Raw genomic sequence first — 22966 nt, forward strand, 5'->3', positions numbered from 1 at the left:
TTGCTTTTAAATATAAACTTTATTATAGAAAGGATGAGTCTTTATGAAAGATCTTACTGGTAAAAAGATAATTGTACTAGGAGCAACAGGGGGGATTGGTGAAGGAATTACAAGACAATTGCTTCAAAATGGTGCAACCGTTGTAGCTCTTAGTAGGACAGAAGAAAAGGCAAAGGGATTAGCTAACTATGTGTCTGATATCCAAAATGGTGAGTTTATTCCTTAAGCTGTTAACATAGATCAACCTGATAAAGAGAGTAAAATAATACAAAATCAGCTTGCAAATCAGTTTGGGCAATTCGATGGTGCAATTATTACTACTGGAGCTTGGGGTAAAACCGGGATTCCACTCATCAACATTACAGATGAAATGTGGGATCAAGCTATTAAAGATAATCTTACTAGTCATTTTCGTGCCATGAGGATATTGGTTCCTCTTCTAAAAGAAAGTGGAGCTTTGATCCATCTAAGTGGACTAAGTGCAGATCGTCCCTATCCCGGAGCAGGTTTGATTGGTTTAACAAAAGCAGCAAAAAAATCACTTATATTAACTTTAGCATCTGAACAATCACAACAAGGTCCTCGTATTTACGAAATTATTATTGGACCAATTCGTACTCGTGAAAGAATTAAATATGGAATTGCTCGAAATAATTGGTTTAATCCAGAGAATATCGGAGAGTATTCATCTGAGCTTATTCTTGGGGACACTGCTGCTTCGGATGAACCTTTACATTATTTGGTGGAACGTAAACACTAATATATATGTTTAATTGTTCCTGACAAAAGGAGTGATGGTCTATGCAACATAAAAGTTCATCTTATGAAACAATAGGTCAGAATAAACATATCGGCTATGTTTCGTTAAATACCGGAAACCTTGAACAAGCAATTAAGTTTTATCATTCTATAGTAGGCTTTTCAATTTTAAAAAGGTATGAGAAGTCTGCAATTCTTGGGACACCTGAAAATCATCCTTTGCTAATACTAACCGAAATAGAACATGCAATAAAACGTGCAAAGAACGAGACTGGACTAGATCATTACGCCATTCTAGTGCCCACTCGTCAGGAATTATCTAAACATTTTCGTGTCGTTGTTGACAATAACTATCCAATTAGTATGATTGCAGATCATATGGTAAACGAATCTTTCTACATTTATGATCCTGATGGAAATCTAATAGAGTTCACACGAGATTTAACACCGGAAGAGTTAATTGGTCATATCCCTCTTCATTCAACTGAGTTAGCAAATATATTCAAAATCCTGAGTAGTAGACTCTCAATTTCGTGAAGGCACTAAAAACAATTGCAGATCCTTTCATCTTATACAAACTGATAGCTTTAGTTGAACAAAAATAATTCTTAACCTAGGCTGGCTTTAATATGAGGCTGGTCTTTTTCCTTTTTTCTCAACAACCTTTCAATCCCATGTTCAATAGAAAGGATCAGAATAATAACTGGCTTGACTACTGATGGGGGTACATTATTTCAGAAGGCATTTGCCAAAAATGCCCCATATATTTTTTAAAATGGTTTTACTACAGAAAGTGAGATTAGGGAGTTTTTATGTAGAGGTATTGACAAAAAAATAATAACAAGGTAATTTAATAATTGAAAATGATTATCAATCTCATTTAATTGCGAATTTCTATTAAAGGAGGTACAAAAAAATGAAGAAAGTTATAATTCCAATTATTCTGTTGATTTCATTAATTATTAGTGCATGTGCAAAGCAGGAAACGGAAAAGACAGTTGGAGGAGAAAGTAAAAAGGGCGGAAATGAAATGATTACATACCAGTCAGAAAATGGCCCTATTAAAGTTCCCGCTCATCCTAAAAGAGTAGTTTTATTGTCTGACTATGCAGGAGATTTATTATCCTTTGGTGTGAATATTGTTGGGGTTGAGGAATGGTCAAAGAAGAGTCCGTTATTAAACGAAAAGTTAAAAGATGTACCTACTGTTTCTGATGAAAATGTAGAAAAGGTTATTGAATTAAAGCCAGATTTAATCATTGGATCAAGTGACAATAAAAATTTAGACAAATTTAAACAAATAGCTCCTACAGTTACATTCACTTATAATAAAGTGGATTACCTAACGCAGATTTTAGAAATTGGTAAACTAGTAAACAAAGAAACAGAAGCTCAAAATTGGGTTACTAATTTTAAAAAACGCGCTAATACGATTGGTGAAGAAATAAAAGCAAAAATTGGTACAAATGCAACTGTTACAGTAATGGAAAGCTATGATAAAAGTATGGGTATCCTTGGTAGTGGTTGGGGAAGAGGAACAGAGGTTCTTTATCAAGCAATGAAGTTAAAAATGCCTGATAATGTTAAAAAAGCTACAAGTAAAGAAGGATATAGTATGATTTCTACAGAAGTATTACCTAAATATGTTGGTGACTATTTAGTTATTAGTAAATATAGTGATCAAGATAACTCGTATCAAAATACTAAATCCTATAAAGACATACCTGCCGTGAAGAACAATCATGCATTTGAAGCAAATGGTTATACATTTATGTTTAATGATCCATTAACTTTAGACTATCAATTAAATTTCTTCAAAGAACATTTTTTACAATAGGTACATAATCGTGTTGTAAATGATATGTTAGATCAACTGATTTTATGGAGCGGTGCATTAAAAGAAATTCGATAAATTGATGAATAAGGATTGAGAGAGGATTAAATTCCTTTCTCAATTTATTATTAAAAAAGTGAGTATTAAAAAGATATTTCAAATAAGTTTTATTAAGTTTTCAACTTTTTTTATAAAAACGAAACTTAAATATACTAAAAAAGAATCCATTTTAATCTAACTTTTTTTCTTGTGAGGTATTTATAATAAAACTTTATTTTAAATTACAATCCAAAATATTTACTTTTCTGTCAACCGTAATCTCCTTCATTATTAACTGGTCGTAAAATCATGTGTTCAGAATTTACACTTTCCAAAGGAGAAAAAGTAAAAGATACAGCGCTGTCTTTGGCTTTTTCGAAAAGGGATATTAATGTATTTTCGATTAAGGAATTTTACAAATTCAATTGCCTACTAAATGTTTTTCAAGTATTTATTGAATTCACGTTTTAATTCTTGCAATGTTAATTCATATAACTGACGATCATCAGATGATTTATAAAATTCCACATTTAGTAACGGCTGAATAAGTAGCTGTTTTTCATTATCCATCACTTTGTCTAAAATATTGTTTATCTTTATCACTCCTTCAGATATGTGATTTTGAACACCTGATAATTGTTAATAGTGATTCATGACTTCGTTATTTATATAGTTCTCCAATTTCACCTTAAGGTCACTAGATTCTTTTAATTTTTTTGTATGATTTATAAATTGTTCTTCGTCTCTTACTTCAAGAGCCTTATCTATTTGATATTGTAAATAATTTAATTTCAAATCTAAGTCAAAGTCCGTTACAGGTCTCCCTGGGCAAAAATATTGGTCTAAATCTTCAAGGGCTATATAAAAATGCCCTTGGTTATTGATTATAGCTAGAAGATACCATCCGTTATTAAAAGGGAAACTTTGTTCATTAGTGACTTCGATTATATCCATTTTATTAATAGTTAAGGTAGTTGAGTGTATATTACCTGGACAAAAACAGTCAATTTGATGTGTAAACGTTCTTGTGCGATGAAATATTGAATCATGCCTTTACCTCCTCGGAATAAAGCGTAATGCAAGTTTTTGAGAATCAACTTGAATGTCTTTATAAATGGGTAGAAAATAGAAAATAATTATCTGTTTTTCATATTAAAAAATATTGAATGAAATTGATAATTATTATCAATACTATAAATAGTAAAGGGATAATCCCTATGTTGATTATCCCTTCAGATTCAATAAAAAACTACGCTTCGGGAATAAATGTCTTGCAGTCGGTTTCTTCAGTATTAGAAGCATGTTTTCCTTTATGACTGACTACATAAATGGCATCTGCTGTGCATTTGTTCCCATTATCCCAAAATTTACAATTGTTTACTTCGCATAAAACATCCTTAGCCAAAATTAATCACCTCCTAGAAAATAGCTTTAACAAAGTAAATAAAGTTGATACAAACTTTATTAGAAAAAGCAAACAAATTCGATACAAGCCGGCTTAAAAAAATCTAACAATCAGCATTTTCATAGATTACTAGATATAGTGGGATATAAATCAAAGAACTATACACCAAAACAGACCCCCTCGTAAGAACTAACTATGGGCTTTTAATAAAACGAATTTGTTAATTTGTTAGTTCTACGTATAAGTAGATGTATGAGATATAAGTAAAGAACTTTTTTGATATATAATTTCGAAATTTGATTATTTAAAATAAAGATTGACAATTTATAATAAAGTTTGATTGAAAATCCTGTGTTAATTTTTTAATGCAGGATTTTTTCTTATTCCACAATCGGGACAGATTGTTGCAAAATCTTAACTTACTCTCCTTCTTTTTTCTAAATTTAAAAGAGAAACTACAATCCACCTAGCAATAATACCCACAATTAGAAAAAGGGAAAAATCAATTGCTACAGAAAATTTCTTTATGTAAACAAATACGTTAAGATATTTTAACACCAAGTTATAATATCCAAAAGCTAACACCCCTCCCCAAACCGCAATCCAAATTAAATAACGTTTCCAAGAGAAAGTGTATTGATAAACCAACATGGCGTATAAGGGAACAATTGTAGCGTCACCCAAAAAAAAGTTAACATTTATGGGTAATACATCCTTCAGGGTTGCCCAGTAATTAAATTGTTCGCCAACAGAATCATATACAACAAATGCGACAGCAACTAAAGAGCCATATAGAAGTATTTCAGTAATTCGTTTTTTGTCTACAAGATAGAAAAACAAGATATATGTGAGGAGAATAAAAACTATTTGGAATATCCAAGCCGGGGATAGGAAAATTTGATTAATCCATTGGGCTTCAATTAACCCATTTAGGTCTTCCGCCTTGTTAAGTATTTGTTTATCAGTAATCATAATGATCCCTTTCCTTTTTTAGAATATCATTCTATTTTTACCCTTTAAATGAATATTATCCATTTTCGATGGTTGTCGGTTTTAATACGGCATTTTACAATTCCCTCAAAAGGTATCAACTAATAACCGATAAATGATTTTTTGATGAAAGCATCCTTTTTATCTACATTTTCCTGAACTTGATTAAACTTGATGGCACACATATTAAGAAATATATCACGCCACAATATGTTAAATGATGAATAAAAGACATTCTTTGTGAGTGTCTTTTTTTTATCGCTCATATAATCAAATCAATTATTTCGTTGAATTTACTTTCGTTTTTTTCTTTAGAATAAGCTGATTTGTCAATTGATATTCCTACAACTTTTCCGTTTTCTTAATACGAATTACGAGATACTTAAGACTTACTTAAGAAATAAATAATTATGGGATTAACTCTATTTGTTATATTGATAACCGTAATAATCATTAATAATAAATTAGGAGTGATTTAAATGAAGAAAAAATTTTTAGGCATGTTATTACTCGTTTTAACAATGGCTTTTGCTTTAGCAGCTTGTGGGAATAATGAGATGACAATTAGCTCTGGGAAAACTAAGCAAGAGACTTCATCCATGACTATGACAACAAGTATTTCAAAGAATGACTCAACTTCTACACTTTCAGGTAGTTTTATGGGGGAAAACGGAAAAATGGTTTCAGGAACAGCCACCATAAGTAATGGAAAGCTAATGTTATCAAACTTTAAAACAGATAAAGGTCCAGATCTACATATATATTTAACAAAAGACGGTGATATTGCCTTGGGTAAATCAATTGCAAAAATTGATTTAGAAAATACAGATCAAACTTTTTCATTAAATGATATTGATACAACAGGGTATAATACTGTGGTCATCTATTGTAACAAAGCTCAAGTTACTTTCGGTCAAGCAATGATTAAGGACCAAGCTATGATGTCTGTAACTGGGCAGTTTAGTGGAGAAAATGAAAAAATGGTTTCAGGAACAGCCACCATCAATAATGGAAAATTAATGTTATCAAACTTTAAAACAGATAAAGGTCCAGATCTACATGTATATTTAACAAAAGACGGTGATATTGCCTCGGGTAAATCAATTGCAAAAATTGATTTAGAAAATACAGATCAAACTTTCTCATTAAATGGCATCGATACAACAGGGTTTAATACGGTGGTTATTTATTGTAACAAAGCCCATGTAATATTTGGCTCTGCTAAATTAATGTAAAATTTGATTTTTATGCGAGGAAATGTAAATTGAACAAATTATTCAAGTATCTCTTTTTACTGATCAGAATAGGACTTGGAGTTAGTTGGCTACAACAAGGTGTCTTTAAATTACAAGCTCATTTTACCATGTCTGGACTCCCAGAAGCTGTAGTAAGTAATACTTTAACACCTGAGTGGTTTAAATTCTTTATGGTGCATTTCGTGGAACGAAACATGAGCCTTTTTAATCTTTTGATTCCTTGGGGTGAAACATTAGCTGGTATAGGCTTAATTTTAGGGATATTAACACTTCCAGCTATTTTATGTGCCATCTTTATGAATCTTAACTACTGGCTATCTAATATGATTTATATTTATCCAGTTCAGCTATCTATAGCGATCATCTTATTGTTAGGAAATAAATATACTTCCTATTTCAGTGTAACAAACTTATATTTTTATTTAGTTGAATGAATTTCATAATTCCAATCCCTTGTCCCTCATGCGATTCAGGGCATGAAAAAAGGAGTACCTCCCCAAATTCTTGTATAATGTAAGTGACCAAACAAACAAAAACAAGAATGGAAATGAGGTTGACTCCCATGTCTATTATACGACAAGGAAGCCTGTTTGACATGCAGGATTTTTATGAATTGGAACCATCTAAACGTTTTGAAGCGGTCTTTTCTACTCTTCACATTGAACCATTATTATTTGCAGTTAATAAGAAGTCTGTTTACGGTGCACCGACAGAACTTAATTATCCTGCCATGATTTATGCACTGGTAGCTCGTATTCTTGAAAGAATACCAACAATTAAAGATTTAATTAAACGCCTTACTCAGGATTTTATGTTTCGTTTGGATTGTGGCTTTCTATTTTCGGATCGAATTCCGTCCGAAGCTTCCTTTTCTCGTCTTACTACTAAATTAAGTGATTCTACTGCCCTTGAGTCGGTTCAGAATTCTTTACTCCTTCAAGCCATTCAAGAAGGGTTTGTTTGCGATGAAACTGTGGCAATAGATGCGACTCATTTTGAATCTAGAGATCGTTCCACTCCACAAGAAAAGAAGCCAACTCATGAACCCAAAAAGCGTGGACGCAAACCAAAGGCTGAACAAGAAGCCTTTCAATTAGAAGTACAAGAAAGAGAAAGTCAAAAATCAATTTACGAAAAGACGATAGAAGCCCAATTACCCATTAGCTTAAAGACCTTACGAACTGAGGCTCCGTTGGAGCCTAATTGGGGCATTAAGAAAAATAGCGAAGGTAAAAATACCTTTTGGTTCGGCTTCAAGGCACATCTAGCAGTGGGAACAAACAGTCAGTATATCTTACAATCCATGATGACTTCTGCTAGTTTGAACGATGGAAAAGCAGCCATTCCACTCCTTAAAGGGATTCAAGAAAGGCTTCCTTCTCTACCCATTCGTTACGGTCTTATGGACGCTGGTTATGATTATGTGCCAATCTATCAACAACTTCTGAATATGAAAGCTTATGGAATCATTGCCTATAATAAGCGTAATGAAGGTGAAGAGATTGGCTTTGATGAGCATTTTGCCCCGACTTGTGTGAGAGAACATTCCTATCGATATGATAGTTTCGATGAAAAGTATCGATCATTAAAGTATGTCAGACCAAAAGAGTGTGAAACTTGCCCCTTAGCAAATGATTCTCTTTGCCAGAAGGTTTATAAGGTAAAGATTGATACCGATATTCGAAGATATTCAGCTCCAGGACGTGGCTCTGAAACTTGGAAGAAACTATATAAACAAAGAACTGCAGTTGAACGAGTGAATGCGTATTTAAAAGAATTCTTCCAATTAAAAAATGTTCGATACCGAACTGGCAAAAAGGCAAAAGTTCATTTTGATTTAATTACTCTTATATACAATTCAACAAAACTGGCTGTAGATCGAATCAACAAACAAATGAAAGAAATGAAATTGGCTGCCTAATTTTAAAAAAATGGTGTTAAAAATTCTGTCAGATTAATAATTCAAAAAGACAATTATGAAAGTAACTCAGTTAATAAAAAAGTGCATAATTGTGTTAGATGAATCATCAGGGTGAAACAGAACTATTTTTTCATAAATCTGTTTCACCCCTTTCAACTGAAAGGATAGTATGTTGGATCAACAGAGGTGAACCTAATGAAAAGAACAATTCTTATTGTAGACGACGAGCCTACCATTTTAGATGTATCAAAGCGTTATCTTGAAAAAGAGAATTTCACAGTGTTAATCGCAACAAATGGTGCTGAAGCATTTGACATTTGTCAACAGTATCAAATTCACCTAGTTATAACAGATATTATGATGCCTGAAGTGGACGGGTATGATTTTATATTAAAAATACTAGATTCAGATCAAGAAATTCCATTCTTATTTATCAGCGCAAAAACACAGGAGAAAGACCGTTTATATTCCTTGACACTTGGTGCTGAAGATTATATCACAAAGCCCTTCAGCCCACGAGAATTAGTTTTGAGAGTCAAAAATATTTTACGCCGAATCAATAAGGGCAGCAATTCTATCATTAATAGAGGTTCATTACAGATCGATTATGAAAAACGTGCAGCTACTCTATTTGAAAATACACTGGATTTAACCCTTAAAGAATTTGATATTTTATGGATATTGGCAATTGACCAGGAAAGAGTTTATTCTAAATCAGAGCTTTTTGGAAAAGTTTGGGGCTCCGATTACTATGAAGATGCCAATACATTGAATGTCCATATCCATCATTTGCGGGAAAAGCTTGAAAAAGCATCAGGTGGCAAACCATATCCCATTATTAAAACTATTTGGGGGCTGGGGTATAAGCTAGAGGTGGGTGGACCTTGAAATTACGTTCTATCATTATGTTGTCCTATGGATTAGCTTTAATGTTGGTTATTTTCATCGTGTTTTTTAGTGTGAAATATATGGTGTTGAAATCAAATATCGCTTATATAGTAACTTTCATAATGATTGTCGCGTGCATCCTTTCTTTTATTGTAAGTTACTTATTATTTTTACCTACTCTTCATTCCATTAGAAAATTAAGCAGTCATAGCAATAAGCTAGCTACAGGTCAATTTGAACAAATAACAGATATTCATTCACCCAAAGAATTAGCTGAACTTGCTAAAGATTTTAATTATATGACAGAACAACTAGAAAAATCATTCAAGCAAATAAAGAAATCTGAAAACGAGAAAAACACGATGGTTTCACAATTATCACATGATATTAAAACGCCCATTACCTCCATTCGTTCACAAATTGATGCTATTATGGATCATTTAGTCAGTGATATCGAAATGCCCACCTACTTAGAATCTATTCGCACTCAAGTAATGCGCTTAAATCGATTAACGGATGAATTATTAGATTTAACTATTACACAAGAAAACCAAAAGATAAAATCTGCACAAAATAAAATATGGATCGACCAAATATTGGTAGAAATATTAAATAGTTTTCAAGTGCAATTCAAAAATGAGAATAGAGATATTTTGATCGAAATAGACGATAAAATTTCTTTTATTTATTCAGACGAAGAAGGTATCAATCGTATTTTATATAATTTAATTGGAAATGCTTTGAAATATTCACCTCCAGGAACACCGATAAAAATTACCGGAAATATAGATAATGAACGTCTTCAAATTTCTATTCAAGACTTTGGAATAGGTATTCCAGAAGAAGAACAGAGCAATATATACGAACGGATGTATCGCGTAGAAAAATCACGTAATCCTATATACGGCGGTACAGGTCTAGGGCTTTTTATTTCTCAAGAAGTCGCAAAAAAACTCGGAGGGGATATTTTTGTTAATAGTGAAGTGGGAAAAGGTAGTACATTTACACTTAGTTTGCCTATATTGTTAGAAGAAGTTCGTTAAGAAATATATATTTTGGGGATTTCCGTTTTGGTGAAGTCTTGTATTATTAGATACACAGTAGTAATAAACTTTTGAATATAAACTAAACTCTTGATTTACTGCATATTAAAAAGCTATTATTTTGAATAAAGATTGATCAAAATAATAGCTTTTTTAATTTTTATTACACTGTTATTTATAAATATGTTTGATTATTTTGTTGCTCTTTCTTTAACGCCCTCGTTTGTTAAAGTACTAATGCCCTGTCATCATTGCGGCATTTTCTTTATTTGATTCATCATCTGTCCCTTGATTAGGCTGTTGGTTTGGCCTTTTAAGGATGGTTCCTAGAAGTGCCCCAACTAATGCGATTCCCGCAGCTAGAAGGAAAGTATCGCTATATGCAGCAATGGAGGCTTCAATAGGGTTAGCTGTTTCGGTCATATGATTAGTTATTCTTGAAGTTAGAAACCCTGTCATACCTGCTACCGCAAATGAAACCATTACTTGTTGAGCCGACGTGGTTAATGGTGTGACACGACTAACAAGATGTCTTGGAGCGGATTGAAGGACATGGGTATTAATTGACATCATAGATAGACCCATTCCTGCACCCATCAGCACTAAACATGTAATGATAAATCCAGTGCTTGTATTCATAGAAATACGTGAAAGCATAAATAGACCTAGAGTAATAATAGATAAGCCAGTTACGGCTAAAGGACGAGCACCTATTTTATCGTATAGACGACCTCCGATTGGCATCATAACACCTGATGCTAAAGCTTGTGGAAGAAGAATTAATCCAGAATCAAAAGCACCATAACCTCTAACTGTTTGTAAAAATAACGTGATAACAATCATTACCCCAAATAAAGCAATTTGGGAAATCCATGCAATCACAATCCCTTTTCTAAAGTGAGATGATCCAAAAACTCTCAACTCTAATAAAGGCTGTTTTTGACGAAGTTCTACGAAAATAAAAATAATGAGAGCAACTCCACCAACAATTAATCCGGAAAGAGTCTCCTTTGAAGACCAACTTTTGCCCCCTTCACTCACTCCATAGGCTAACATTGCAAATGCAATAGGTGCTAATATGAATCCTAAATAATCTAATGATGGAACGGACTTACGATCTACTTTCGGTAAAAATTTCATTCCAAGAATAATTGCAATAACTCCAACTGGTAAATTAATAAGGAAAATCCAGTGCCAAGTAACGTATTCTACAAGATATCCTGATAAAACAGGGCCAAGTGCAGGTGCTAATAACATCGGAAGTCCAAGTGTTCCCATGACAGCCCCCATTTTTTCTGGAGGAGCAAGCTTGAAAATAATGGCCATTCCTATTGGTGCAACCATTCCTCCGCCTAGCCCTTGAATAATCCGAAAGATGATAAGCTGTTCAGGGGTTTGTGCAAAAGAACATAGAATGGAACCAAGCGTAAACAAGGTGACGGTAGTTAAAAATACCTTCTTTGCCCCAAATCGATCCGACATCCAACCAGCTAATGGAATGACAGCTGATAATGCAAGTGTATAACCTGTTATGGTCCATTGCATAGTCGAAACATCAGATTTAAAATCTTTCACTATTCCAGGAAGCGCAACATTCATCGCCGTACTATCAAGAATTACCATTATCATACCTACAATGATAGCTAGAAGTGGTCCTATAATGGTTTTAATGGAAAATGTCTCATTATTATTATTAAATTCCTCTGACATACGAAATTAATCTCCTTTTATAATATTTTGGTTATCAAAATGAATCATAGTAATACATGCATTAATTAAAAAGATGTTTTAAACATCGTTTTAAACAATGTTTAAATATAATTTATTTCTTAAACATCTATTTGTCAAGAAAAAATTCATTATAGGTATGTCAAATCATAAAATAATAAAATGGAAACTTGACATAGAAAGTACAGCGTATTATGGTGAAATTAATCATAGTTTAAATTTACTTTAACATTATTAATTATATGAATTAGGGGAGTTGCAAGATGGCCAATAGCTCAGAATGTGACTTGACAACAAAAGGAAATATACTGAATTCTGCACTGGAATTAATCAAGACAGAAGGTTTAGAAAATGTAACTTCGCGTAAAATCGCAGCATTAGCAAACGTAAATCTTGCACTGATAAATTATTATTTTGGGTCGAAGGATAAATTGATCAATGAAGCATTAAAAGTGTTACTGGCTTCATATAGAGAAGTTTTTCTCATTTTAGATAATCTTTCTATTCCTCCAAAGGAAAGGTTAAAAACCTTCATGGTTCAATTTGTAAATTCAGTTATAAAGTATCCTGAACTCGCTCGAGAATTTCTTGGGAAGGGCAATATTACATTTGAATCGCAATTTGAATATAAAAATTATATGAAAACAATAGGAATCACCAAAATTAAAGATACGTTAACAGAAATTACGTGTGAGAAAGATCCGGATATTCTCACCATGATGATGATGCAAATTCATGCGTCAATCTTTTTTCCGTCTCTTATAGCTTTAAAAAAAAATGTATCCCTTGTTTGGAACCCTATTCCTATAGAAGACCAAATTGACTATTTATTTGAACATTATTTCGCAAAGTACTTCTAATTTACAGTGACAAAGCTCGGCCTTCTGCCTGACACGTGAGTAATATTTAGATTTGGTTTGATAATGTTGGAAGAGGGGACATTAATATATATAAAGAAAAAAACGGAAAAACTTTTAGAACTCTTGTTCTAAAATTCAATACTAGTATTTTACATGCAGTGAGGTTATTCAACAACCATAGATGTACCGTTTTTTTCTTTTTCGGTAATGAATTCTTAGTGAGTTTTAATTAAACTTTTTTATAAAAAATATTTCCTCCACAAAATTATACCCACCCAATCTGGTCAAACTTTTTCAAAATGGATGGGTTTCATCTGTTGTTAAATAAACATTTGTAGCACGATTTTAATTGAACTTTATTCCAAACCAACAGATATTGTTTCCGTACAACTCGGTTGTACCGTGAATGTATTGCGAAATAATTGATTAAAGCCTAGAGATGAATCTTATGGAAATCCCAATAAGTCTTGTCTAATACAACATCTATGTTAACAAATAAATTTTTAGCTAGATCGAAGGAAATCAAGTTAAACCCTGATTCTTTCGGTCTTTTTTATTATTAGTTGTAGCGACGTAACAAGTAGATTGGATTAGGTGTAGACCCCATGTACAGCGGTGCCACGAATCTCCAAGTGAAAGGGTTACTATTTCGCACAGATCGATTCACTTCTTAGTCATGGATACGTTTATTGCCTTCTGATAAGGAATAAACGCTTCTTCTAAATGTGGGGTAACACTATTTTGTAAATCCATAACGGGCGATGCTGGTTTTTGCTTTGACATATGATGTAATCTCCTTTTCAATAAGTTAAAATAAACGGAGAACTCCCTGTTTGTAAATGTTTAGCAATTAAATTTATGGAGGGATGTCATGGTGAATGATGAAAGAATATTCAACAAACGTTCAGAACGACGGGATGCAGCTGAAAGTCAAAAAGGATTGACTTTAATCGAATGTTCGTTTATTATAGAATTCATGAGAGTGAGAGACGACAATAAAAAAGAAGCAATATTTGAGGCGACAATTGAATTGCTGAATGAAATTGGATTTTCGAATATCACAATGTCGAAGATCGGGAAAAGGGCTGGTGTTTCTTCTTCAACAATTTACGTTTATTTTGAGAACAAGGAGGACATGTTAAAGAAAGTCTATATAGACGTAAAGAAGAAATTAAACCTTTCAATGATCCAAGGTATTCAACAAGATTTCCCTGCTCGGCAAGTGGTAGATTGTCTAGTTAGGAATGTAGTGTCTTTTGTACAAGAAAACAGGAAATACTTTCTGTTTATTGAGCAATTTTCAAATTCTCCAATAGTTGATGATTTATGTCAGGAAGATTTGGATAGCGTTTTTGGTCCATTAAGGGATATTTTCGCAAATTATGTGAAGAAAGGAGAACTCAGGCAAGCAGCTTCTAGTATCCTTATCACGTATTGCTATCACCCGGCTGCGCACCTAGCAAAGACTTTAGTAAAACAAGGTGCCCCTATGTCGGAGGATGCTATCCGTTTGATGATTGAAATGTCGTGGAATGCAGTTAAAACATAATAAAAGGGCTCTAAGCCCTTTTTATAAAATTATAATTAATCGAACAATCGATTAAAAATATTCAGTATTATGTAGCAATGTGTTTTAAAAATGTAAATGTATCGAATAAATCCGAAATTATAAACTAATAATGACGGCAGGATTTGAATATGAAAACTCTGGGTTATCACAAGGGAAATGATAAATATAAAAAAGTGAAAGGAAGATTTACATGTCAAAAGTATGGTTTATCACAGGGAGTTCACGTGGTTTTGGCCGTAGCCTCGCGGAAGCGGTGTTAAAACATGGGGACATGGTGGTTGCTACTGCAAGGAATCCAGAACAGCTTGATGATCTTGTAGAACGCTACGGAGATAATGTTCGTACCATTGAACTAGATGTGACCAATTTGGAGCAAGCGAAAGCTGCTGTTGACTTTGCAATAAAAACGTTTGGTAGACTTGATGTAGTCGTTAACAATGCAGGGTATAGCAATATAGCATCTATTGAAGAGACCTCTTTTGAAGATTTCCGCACCCAGATTGAAACCAACCTATGGGGTGTGATTAACGTTACGAAAGCTGCTCTGCCTATTTTACACAAACAGAGAAGCGGTCACTTTATACAGTTTTCCTCTATTGGCGGCCGTTTCGGTTCACCAGGCTTGGCTCCTTATCAGACCGCCAAGTTTGCCGTTGAAGGCTTCTCTGAAGTTTTATCAAAAGAAGTAGCTCCAATCGGATTGAAGGTCACCTTAATTGAGCCCGGAGGATTTCGTACAGATTGGGGCGGATCGTCTATGAAAGTGGTGGAACCTGAGGAGGATTACAAAGAAACCGTAGGTAGTATGTTGACACATATCCGTCAAAATACGGGCAAAGAGAAAGGTGACCCAGATAAGGCTGCAATAGCGATTATTAGAATTGTTGATGAGGAAAATCCTCCGCTACGCCTTTTGCTCGGTTCTGATGCAGTAAACTTTGCCAATGCAACCGATCGGGCAAAGCTTGATGAAACAAAACGTTGGGAAAGTCTCAGTATTTCTGCCGATTTTGATGATGTTCAACATTAAAGGAGCAATCGATATAAAATGTTCAAACTTTTTTATAAAACTGAAGCTTAATTATGCTAGAAAAAAAGAATCTATTTTGATCATTTTTTCAAAATAGATTCTTTTTATTTACCCTAAAATACGGGTTTGTGAGGGCCTTAGAGGATGCTTTTCTATAGATAAAATCGGGAGGAATAGCTGCAACACAGTACACAGCATTCCTCCCGATCCTCCGTACTTATTAATTAGGATTTTTCATTACATTTTTGTTTTTAATTTATTGGTTAGAAATAATGCTGGGATAAATAATACAACAGTTAGAACAGTTGCAACGAAAAAGCCGGATTGATAAGCTGATGTCAGATTAGGTATGTTCGGAACAGCATGATTCATTTGATTAGCTACAACAGTTGCTAATAGTGCTGATCCAAATGCTCCGCCGATATTTTGAATAATACGAGTTGCTATGCTAGCTTGTGGTATTTGACTTTTAGACAGGCCGGTATAGGAATCTGTCATCACTGGAATAGTAATACCTCCTACACCAATTCCACGAATGAGCAAAACGATCGCAATCACCCAATAGTTTGTGCTTTGTGAAATCCACAAAAACGGTAGTGTCCCAATAAAAGTAATGACAATAGCGAATATAACAACAATCTTTGCCCCGATTTTGTCAATCATTTTTCCAATCAATGGTCTTGCGATAAACAGACCTAATCCCTGAGGTATTAGAGATAGACCTGCAAGAATGACTGTATCGTTTCGAATGTTTTGAAAAAATAGAGGTAAAAGTAACATAGGCCCATTAGTCCCAATCCCTGCTAAGAATAATGCACAAATAGATGCAGAGAAATTTTTGAACCTAAATAAATTTAAAGGCACAATAACCTTTTTAGAATGTGTAAATGCGTAAATGACATAAGCAATTAATAAAACAATCCCTAGACCTACAAATTCAATTGTTTTATTATTATCGAAACCAGAACCCGATACAGCTTTTGTAATCCCATATATAAAGCTACCTGAAAGTCCACCTAGCAATAATATGCCGATCCAATCAAGTTTTGCCTGTTTATTGGAAGGAGGATAACTTGGTAGCTTTTTGTAGATGAAATACAATGCAATCAATCCAATCGGAACATTCACAAAGAAAATCCATCGCCAAGAGAGAGAATCTACAAAGAATCCCCCGATTACTGGACCAAGTATAGGTCCAAGAATAATTGGCATCCCAACGATAGACATCAATTTCCCCATGTTTTTTTGTCCAGCAGCCTGAACTAATAGTGTTGTTAACAATGGAATAATTAGTCCAGCACTAAATCCTTGAAAAAGACGAAAAACAATAAGACTTTCGATATTCCATGAAATCCCTGCGAGAATAGAACTAATCAAAAAAAGAAATTGTGCAAAAATATAAATATACTTTCCATCAAAACGATTGATTAACCATCCGGAAAAAGGAACTGCTATTCCTGTTGCTAAGACATATCCAGTGATTACCCACTGAATAGTATCAAGTGATGTATGAAAGTCTTTTCCAAATGCGTTCACCGCTATATTCACCATAGTTGTATCTAGCATTGGGGCAATTGCACCGAGTACAAGAATGAGTGCAACATTTATTAGTTCTTTTGGCAATTTCTCTTTACCTTTTTCATTCATATTCAATAACCCCTCCCATAAAGTACATTTTGTATCTTAATTCATTTTTGAGTATACACTCAAAATAACTAAAGTACAATATGTATCTTAAAATATGATAAAATAATTATAGGAAAAGATTTGGAGGTATAGTCGTGGCGAATGAACGAAAACGGGGAGAAAAATTGGAAGTTGCAATCCTAGAGGCTGCGAATGAAATTATTCAAACTTCAGGATATGAGAAAATGACATTTCAAAACGTTGCAAAACTAGCAAAAACAAGTCGAACGGTCATCTATCGCCGTTATGAAACACCTATTCATTTATTACATGCACTGGTAAAGTACAAATCTAATCAAGCCATTGGAGGAAGACTGGTTGACCTATTTGAAGAAAAGGGTAGTTTACGTGCTGATCTAGTTGCTGCTATGGAGCTTTATCAACAGTTTTTTGAATCAGTAGGTTCAAAAGTTTTAAGTGCAGTGTTATTTGAATTACGTCAAAGCAATAAAGGCTTTCAACCGTGGATAAATCAAGCCCGAGAAGGTAACATTGAAATAATGAAGAAGGTACAAGATTTTGCAAAAAGACGTGGAGAAATTAAACATGAGTTTTCGAAAATACAGATGACTATGCCATTTGATGTATTGCGTGTAGAGAATGTTGCAAATGGTGGAAAGGTAACGAAAGAGTATATTATACAATTGGTAGATGAAGTGTTAATGCCAATTTATTTATACGGATGACCGGGGGACGGTTCTCTAGTTCGTTCATCTGTGTATTCTGAATATTTACGCTGGAGTTTTGGAAACTGCCCCCTGGTTTGAGAAGGTAAAAGATGAAGGTCAACCACTATATGTAGTAGTTTTAGGGGGGGAATTAGAAAAACCGGTCCGAAAATTACACTTTTTTGGACCGGTTTTTGGAGCGTTTTATTGATGACATTCGCTTTCATGCATTTTCTGTAAAGCCTGTTTTTTTGTCTCATCAACGAGTGGCAGCATCTTTTTCAGCTTTAACTTTTTCTCTTCCGTAAGGCTATTGAGGGAAGCTCGCATTTTTTCGATTAGCTCTGTTGCTAAATAATTACTTTCATTCATTCGGATCAACTCCATTATTTTTAATAATTGGTCTGTATCTATATTTTGGTTTAATGATATTAGTGTTTGTAGTTGTTCAAGTTCATTGCGCAGCTTTTCCTTTACCTTTATCTGTTCGTTTATGATTTCGAGTTTCGGATTATAATTAGGATTTACTATAAATTTATTTATTTCTTCTAATGAAAATCCCAATTGTTTTAGAGATAATATTTGCTGAAGTTTTGATGCATCATCCTTTGTGTAAAGCCTATGACCAACTTCGCTATATTCAGATGGCACTAATAGACCAATTTGGTGGTAATGGTGCAGTGTTCTTACTGTAATTCCACACTGGCTTGCAAGCTCACCAATTTTCCAAGAGGTTTTTGGCATCTTTTCACCTCGTTTCGTACGATTTGTTTGTCGACAAGTAAATTATAAAACCTGACGTTACGTCAGGTGCAATAGTTTTTTAAAAATATTTTATCATTTGTTTATCATTTTCCGACAGAAGATTCCCTCTTCAATAGAGAGATGGGTGTAGCGCAGGCGATAAGTGGGAGATGAATGTCGGTTGGCGGTAGCCAAAACTCTCTTCCATACAGCACAAATAGAATATATGTTCCCGTTGGAGAGAGGTGGAAAACAATGTTGGTCCAGCACCTAAACGGTATCTTTTGTCGTTTATTTGCTTTCTAGTAAACTAGCAGAATATATTTAAAGGAATAGCTCGCAGTTTTAATGTATGTGAGTTCATTCCTTTTAATATTTGAATAAGTACCTAGTTTTAGAACCTGATTGAATGACGACTCCGTCCATTTTACTCGGTAATATCCATAATATTAAAGTAATCATGAGGAAGGAAGTCACTAATTAGTACGGAGAAGAAACTATTTTAAAAAAATACTATGTGAAGAACTCTTTTTTGTATATATTTTATTTACATAACAAATCCTTTTCAGGGAAAAAATGAAAGCGGTAACAAACGCTTGGGAAAAGTGATGTATTTTTAATTGTTTATAAAAGCACATCCAAAATTTACTATATAAAAATATTAATAAAATCTTAAATAAAATTTTACATAGACTATATTAATAAACTATTAATTCATGATATTCTACATGAGGGTAAATAATGCCTAAATTAAAAATGATAGGATGGGAGAATTTGAAAGCGAGTAAATGGTTGAAAATATTATTTGTGCTATTGATAGGAATTCCGTTCCAAACGTTTATCCCTATACTTGGGAACAACGTAAAGGCAGAAACACAAACAGACCCGGCTCCGTTCATACTGCACAAAGGATCAGAATTAAAAGGGAAAGTATTATTTGACAATACCCATGGGGAAACAGCTGGTGCAGCAGATTGGGTTATTGATGGAGGTTTTTCAGATTTTGCTAATGCAATAGCAGATAATGGATATGACGTTCAAGAACTTAGAAAAACAACTCCAATTACCTACGATGATTTAAAAAATTATAATGTTTTCGTTTTAGGAGAATCGAATGTTCCTTTTAAGGCAACAGAACAACAAGCAATGCTTGATTATGTGAAAAATGGCGGTAGTATCTTTTTTATAGCAGATCATTATAACTCAGATCGTAATAAGAACCGCTGGGATGCAGGAGAGATATTTAACGGCTATCGACGTGGTGCATGGGATAACCCAACTAAAGGAATGAGCGCAGAAGAAGCAGCGTCATCAGCAATGCAAGGTGTAACTAGCTCAGACTGGTTAGCAGATAACTTTGGTGTACGTTTTCGTTATAATGCACTCGGTGATATTACAAGTGGAGAAACGGTTGTAAGTCCCGAACAATCCTTCGGTATTACAAAAGGTGTTACAACGGTTGAAATGCATGCAGGATCTACTATTGCAATTATGGATCCTACGATTGCAAAAGGATTAATATATTTACCAGAGAACCCACCTGCATGGGCTAATGCAGTTGATGATGGAGTTTACGATAATGGAGGTATCGCTGAAGGTGCTTTTGCGGCAATTTCTAAGGTGGGGAAAGGGAAGGCTGCATTTATTGGCGATTCATCTCCAGTAGAAGATTCAACTCCAAAATATTTACGTGAAGATAATGGTCAAAAGAAATCGACATTTGATGGTTTCTTGACAGAAGGACAAGATGCAACCTATTTGACAAATGTTGTATTATGGTTAGCTAAACAAGAAGATTATACCAAATTCAATGAAATTCCTAATTTAGAACTAAGTGAAAAAACTAAACTACATGACTATGAAATACCTGAAAACTCAACAGAACCGCAACCTGAACCTTGGGCTGCTCCAGACCCTGGCTATAAATGGTATGATTCTTCAACATTTAAACCTGGATCATTTGGTTCAACGCAACAAGCTGCAATAAATCCAACATATAAATTGGTTTACCAGGATAAACTTCCTAATAACGGAAAAGAGTTCAATATCCGTGTAGTAGTAGATAACTTGTTACCTAATTCGACATTATCTGGTCTTTCAGTAGGTTTATACTTAGCAGGAGGAACACAGGTAGGTCAGTTTGAAGGAGCAACGACCCCTGGCTATAGCAGTAATTTTAGTGTAACAGCGGATGCAACTGGACATGCAACTAAGGATTTAAAGGTCATTGTAAAGAATTCAGCAGCAGTAGAAGCTAGTTTACGACTAAAACAAGGTAGTAATAATGTTCTTACAAAGACTGTTGCTCTTGGTGATGTAGATCCTGTTGATCTTCCTAAAGATATAATACCAGTTCCAGATAAAGTTTCAATTGCTGCAGCAAGAAATGCAAAAGATGGAGATTTGGTAACGGTAGAAGGGGTTGTGACTACAAAGCCTGGTGCGTGGGGAGATGCAGGCTTCTATCTACAAGATGATTCTGCAGGTGTGTATGTATTTCAAAAAGATCCAAACTATAGTATCGGGGATAAAATAAAAATATCAGCAATAAAAACTACTTATAGTGGAGAAGTGGAATTAAGTGATATTGTTAGTATAGAAGATGAAGGAAAAGCTACTGTCCCAACTCCTTCTGTACAATCAACTGTTTCAGCTGATAATCAAGGGCAATTAATTTCTTTAGAAAATGTAACGGTTAGCAATGTTGGACAGCCTGATAAAAATGGTAACTTTGAATTCGATGTGTTTAAGGGAGAACAAGGAACGCATGTTCGTATCGATAGCCGCACAGGAATTGGATACAGTAACTGGATTGCAAAGTATCCAGAAGGAACCCAAGTGAATATTACTGGAATTTCATCGATTTTCAAAGATGCATTTCAACTTAAACCACGTTCAATGGATGATTTTAGTGAAGTGGTTCCAGGTAATGGAGGAAGCACCGATCCAGGTAATGGAGGAAGCACCGATCCAGGTAATGGAGGAAGCACCGATCCAGGCAATGGAGGAAACACCGATCCAGGCAATGGAGGAAGTACCGATCCAGATGGTACAACAATAATAACAGTAGATGATGAGCAGGTTTCTCAAGTTAAAGAAAATTCTTCATTGGATATCAAAATTGATAACCCAAAGGGAAATAAAACGATTGAGGTAAACCTTACCAAAAATCAAGTTTCAGAATTAATTAATAAGCATGCAAACATTGTTGTTGAAAATGATGATCTAGAATTAAAATTGCCAATGGATAATGTAAAGGCAGAACAACTTAAGCTTACAATCACAAAACGCACAGATTTAGTGGATCAAGAAATATTAGGAAATACTTATGACTTTACACTTACAAATAACGGTGAGGTAATTTCACACTTTGATTCACCTGTAACCTTGACATTCTCAGTTGATCCAACGAAAGTAACAGATCCGAGTAAAGTTTCAGTATATTATTATAATGAAAACAATGAATGGGAAATAATCGACAGTTCATATTCGAATGGGAATATCACAGCGATGACAAACCACTTTAGCACATATGCTGTCCGATTACTAGATACTAAAAGTACCGATCCAGGCAATGGAGGAAGTACCGATCCAGGCAATGGAGGAAGCACGAATCCAGGTAATGGAGGAAATACGAATCCAGCTAACGGAGGAAATACTAGCACAGTAAAAGGTGGAAGCGATAGCTCAAGTAATGGTGGAGAAAAGGTTAGTCCAAGTCACGGAGGAAAGACTGCGAGTAACAATCAACTTCCTAATACTGCAACGAACAATTACAATATGTTATTGTTTGGTTTCATTTTAGCAATTTCAGGAATTTCTTTACTTGTTGTTAGTTGGAGAAAGAAAAAATCTATAAATGCTTAAAAAAATGTCCCTCCTTTTATTAGTGGGAGGGATAATCTTTATAGGAATTAGCAGTTGGAATATTTATCGAAATAAAGTTATAGAAGTGGAATCACTCCACCGAGCACAACATATTCTACAGCACTCTAAAAAGATTCAAAGCAAGGATAACATTCGGTTTAACCCTAAAATCGGTCAGGCAATTGGGACGCTAAGTATACCAAGTATTAACATCGAGGTACCGATTATAGAGGGAGCTAATCCAAACGAGTTGGCAAAAGGTGTAGGTCATTATCAATCATCTGCCTTTCCAACCCAACATAATCAAATTGTACTATCAGGTCATCGAGATACGGTTTTTAGGAAATTTGCAAATTTAAAAATAGGTGACCTTTTTATCGTGAAATTGCCGTATGGAACGTTCATCTATAAAAGTTACAAAACGAAAATTGTAAAGGCAACAGATAAAACGATTATTCGTTCGACCTCACCAAATGAGGAACTCGTTATTACAACGTGTTATCCATTTCGTTATATTGGTGACGCTCCGGATCGGTATATCATTTTTGCAAAGCCCTATAAGAAGAAATAGCCTGCCTCGTTTTGCTTAATCAAAAAGTATCTTAATAATGCTGTTGAAAAAAGAGATGTTTAAATTAATCTATCTATAATAAAGAAAAACATTGGATTTTTTATTAT

At 34.1% G+C, this 22966-nt stretch carries 20 protein-coding genes and 1 pseudogene; 14 read left to right on the forward strand and 7 right to left on the reverse strand.

Annotation, left to right across the window (positions count from 1 at the left end; translation table 11 throughout):
• Positions 1 to 43: 43 nt before the first annotated feature.
• The 3 genes and pseudogenes from AC3WJF_RS14480 to AC3WJF_RS14490 all read left to right on the forward strand — a co-directional run bounded on the left by AC3WJF_RS14480 (position 44) and on the right by AC3WJF_RS14490 (position 2596).
• A pseudogene (locus AC3WJF_RS14480) lies at positions 44 to 760 on the forward strand (SDR family NAD(P)-dependent oxidoreductase).
• A gap of 41 nt (positions 761 to 801) precedes the next feature.
• Positions 802 to 1296 (forward strand): VOC family protein, encoded by a 495-nt coding sequence (locus AC3WJF_RS14485; RefSeq protein WP_492453360.1) that lies wholly within the window; start codon positions 802 to 804, stop codon positions 1294 to 1296.
• A 379-nt stretch (positions 1297 to 1675) separates the two neighbouring features.
• Positions 1676 to 2596: an iron-hydroxamate ABC transporter substrate-binding protein gene (locus AC3WJF_RS14490; protein ID WP_492453362.1), complete on the forward strand. Its 921-nt coding sequence runs from the start codon at positions 1676 to 1678 to the stop codon at positions 2594 to 2596.
• A gap of 468 nt (positions 2597 to 3064) precedes the next feature.
• Here AC3WJF_RS14490 and AC3WJF_RS14495 read toward each other — a convergent pair whose 3' ends face one another.
• The 4 genes from AC3WJF_RS14495 to AC3WJF_RS14510 form a co-directional block, all read right to left on the reverse strand.
• Complete coding sequence (locus tag AC3WJF_RS14495) at positions 3065 to 3235, reverse strand: Fur-regulated basic protein FbpA (RefSeq protein WP_492453364.1); 171 nt, start codon at positions 3233 to 3235, stop codon at positions 3065 to 3067.
• Between the two features lie 36 nt (positions 3236 to 3271).
• Positions 3272 to 3586, reverse strand: coding sequence for a hypothetical protein (locus tag AC3WJF_RS14500; RefSeq protein WP_492453366.1), 315 nt, complete (start codon positions 3584 to 3586; stop codon positions 3272 to 3274).
• A 295-nt stretch (positions 3587 to 3881) separates the two neighbouring features.
• On the reverse strand, positions 3882 to 4037 hold the full coding sequence (locus tag AC3WJF_RS14505) for a DUF1540 domain-containing protein (protein WP_492453368.1): 156 nt from the start codon (positions 4035 to 4037) through the stop codon (positions 3882 to 3884).
• Positions 4038 to 4451: 414 nt separating this feature from the next.
• Positions 4452 to 5009 (reverse strand): hypothetical protein, encoded by a 558-nt coding sequence (locus AC3WJF_RS14510; RefSeq protein ID WP_492453369.1) that lies wholly within the window; start codon positions 5007 to 5009, stop codon positions 4452 to 4454.
• A gap of 497 nt (positions 5010 to 5506) precedes the next feature.
• Between AC3WJF_RS14510 and AC3WJF_RS14515 the strand changes: the two genes are divergently transcribed.
• The 5 genes from AC3WJF_RS14515 (at position 5507) to AC3WJF_RS14535 (ending at position 10135) form a co-directional block, all read left to right on the forward strand.
• Positions 5507 to 6262 carry a DM13 domain-containing protein gene (locus tag AC3WJF_RS14515; RefSeq protein WP_492453371.1) on the forward strand — a complete coding sequence of 252 codons (756 nt, stop codon included), beginning with the start codon at positions 5507 to 5509 and terminating at the stop codon, positions 6260 to 6262.
• A gap of 29 nt (positions 6263 to 6291) precedes the next feature.
• Positions 6292 to 6717 carry a DoxX family membrane protein gene (locus AC3WJF_RS14520; protein ID WP_492453373.1) on the forward strand — a complete coding sequence of 142 codons (426 nt, stop codon included), beginning with the start codon at positions 6292 to 6294 and terminating at the stop codon, positions 6715 to 6717.
• 128 nt (positions 6718 to 6845) lie between these two features.
• Positions 6846 to 8204 (forward strand): transposase, encoded by a 1359-nt coding sequence (locus AC3WJF_RS14525; protein ID WP_492453375.1) that lies wholly within the window; start codon positions 6846 to 6848, stop codon positions 8202 to 8204.
• A gap of 195 nt (positions 8205 to 8399) precedes the next feature.
• Entirely contained in the window at positions 8400 to 9092 is a 693-nt protein-coding gene (locus tag AC3WJF_RS14530) for a response regulator transcription factor (protein WP_492453377.1), read from the forward strand.
• Positions 9089 to 10135, forward strand: a complete 1047-nt coding sequence (locus AC3WJF_RS14535; RefSeq protein WP_492453380.1) for a HAMP domain-containing sensor histidine kinase — start codon at positions 9089 to 9091, stop codon at positions 10133 to 10135. Before AC3WJF_RS14530 ends, AC3WJF_RS14535 begins: the two co-directional genes overlap by 4 nt.
• A 234-nt stretch (positions 10136 to 10369) precedes the next feature.
• On the opposite strand, the gene AC3WJF_RS14540 is transcribed toward AC3WJF_RS14535, so the two are convergent.
• Entirely contained in the window at positions 10370 to 11845 is a 1476-nt protein-coding gene (locus tag AC3WJF_RS14540) for an MDR family MFS transporter (protein ID WP_492453382.1), read from the reverse strand.
• Between the two features lie 281 nt (positions 11846 to 12126).
• Here AC3WJF_RS14540 and AC3WJF_RS14545 point away from each other — a divergent pair, with 281 nt between their 5' ends.
• The 3 genes from AC3WJF_RS14545 (at position 12127) to AC3WJF_RS14555 (ending at position 15323) form a co-directional block, all read left to right on the forward strand.
• A complete protein-coding gene (locus AC3WJF_RS14545) occupies positions 12127 to 12723 on the forward strand; it encodes a TetR/AcrR family transcriptional regulator (protein WP_492453384.1) in 597 nt (198 codons plus the stop codon).
• Between the two features lie 871 nt (positions 12724 to 13594).
• A complete protein-coding gene (locus AC3WJF_RS14550; protein WP_492453386.1) occupies positions 13595 to 14272 on the forward strand; it encodes a TetR/AcrR family transcriptional regulator in 678 nt (225 codons plus the stop codon).
• Between the two features lie 211 nt (positions 14273 to 14483).
• Entirely contained in the window at positions 14484 to 15323 is an 840-nt protein-coding gene (locus AC3WJF_RS14555) for an oxidoreductase (RefSeq protein WP_492453388.1), read from the forward strand.
• A 237-nt stretch (positions 15324 to 15560) separates the two neighbouring features.
• Here AC3WJF_RS14555 and AC3WJF_RS14560 read toward each other — a convergent pair whose 3' ends face one another.
• Positions 15561 to 16976 (reverse strand): MDR family MFS transporter, encoded by a 1416-nt coding sequence (locus tag AC3WJF_RS14560; RefSeq protein ID WP_492453390.1) that lies wholly within the window; start codon positions 16974 to 16976, stop codon positions 15561 to 15563.
• A 128-nt stretch (positions 16977 to 17104) separates the two neighbouring features.
• Between AC3WJF_RS14560 and AC3WJF_RS14565 the strand changes: the two genes are divergently transcribed.
• Entirely contained in the window at positions 17105 to 17695 is a 591-nt protein-coding gene (locus AC3WJF_RS14565) for a TetR/AcrR family transcriptional regulator (RefSeq protein ID WP_492453392.1), read from the forward strand.
• Between the two features lie 186 nt (positions 17696 to 17881).
• On the opposite strand, the gene AC3WJF_RS14570 is transcribed toward AC3WJF_RS14565, so the two are convergent.
• Positions 17882 to 18421, reverse strand: coding sequence for a MerR family transcriptional regulator (locus AC3WJF_RS14570; RefSeq protein WP_492453394.1), 540 nt, complete (start codon positions 18419 to 18421; stop codon positions 17882 to 17884).
• A 741-nt stretch (positions 18422 to 19162) separates the two neighbouring features.
• Here AC3WJF_RS14570 and AC3WJF_RS14575 point away from each other — a divergent pair.
• On the forward strand, positions 19163 to 22288 hold the full coding sequence (locus AC3WJF_RS14575; protein WP_492453396.1) for an LPxTATN C-terminal sorting signal domain: 3126 nt from the start codon (positions 19163 to 19165) through the stop codon (positions 22286 to 22288).
• On the forward strand, positions 22281 to 22859 hold the full coding sequence (gene srtD, locus AC3WJF_RS14580; RefSeq protein WP_492453398.1) for a class D sortase, LPxTATN-specific: 579 nt from the start codon (positions 22281 to 22283) through the stop codon (positions 22857 to 22859). Before AC3WJF_RS14575 ends, srtD begins: the two co-directional genes overlap by 8 nt.
• Positions 22860 to 22966: the final 107 nt, after the last annotated feature.

It is taken from the genome of Heyndrickxia sp. FW510-T9 (genome assembly GCF_058781025.1).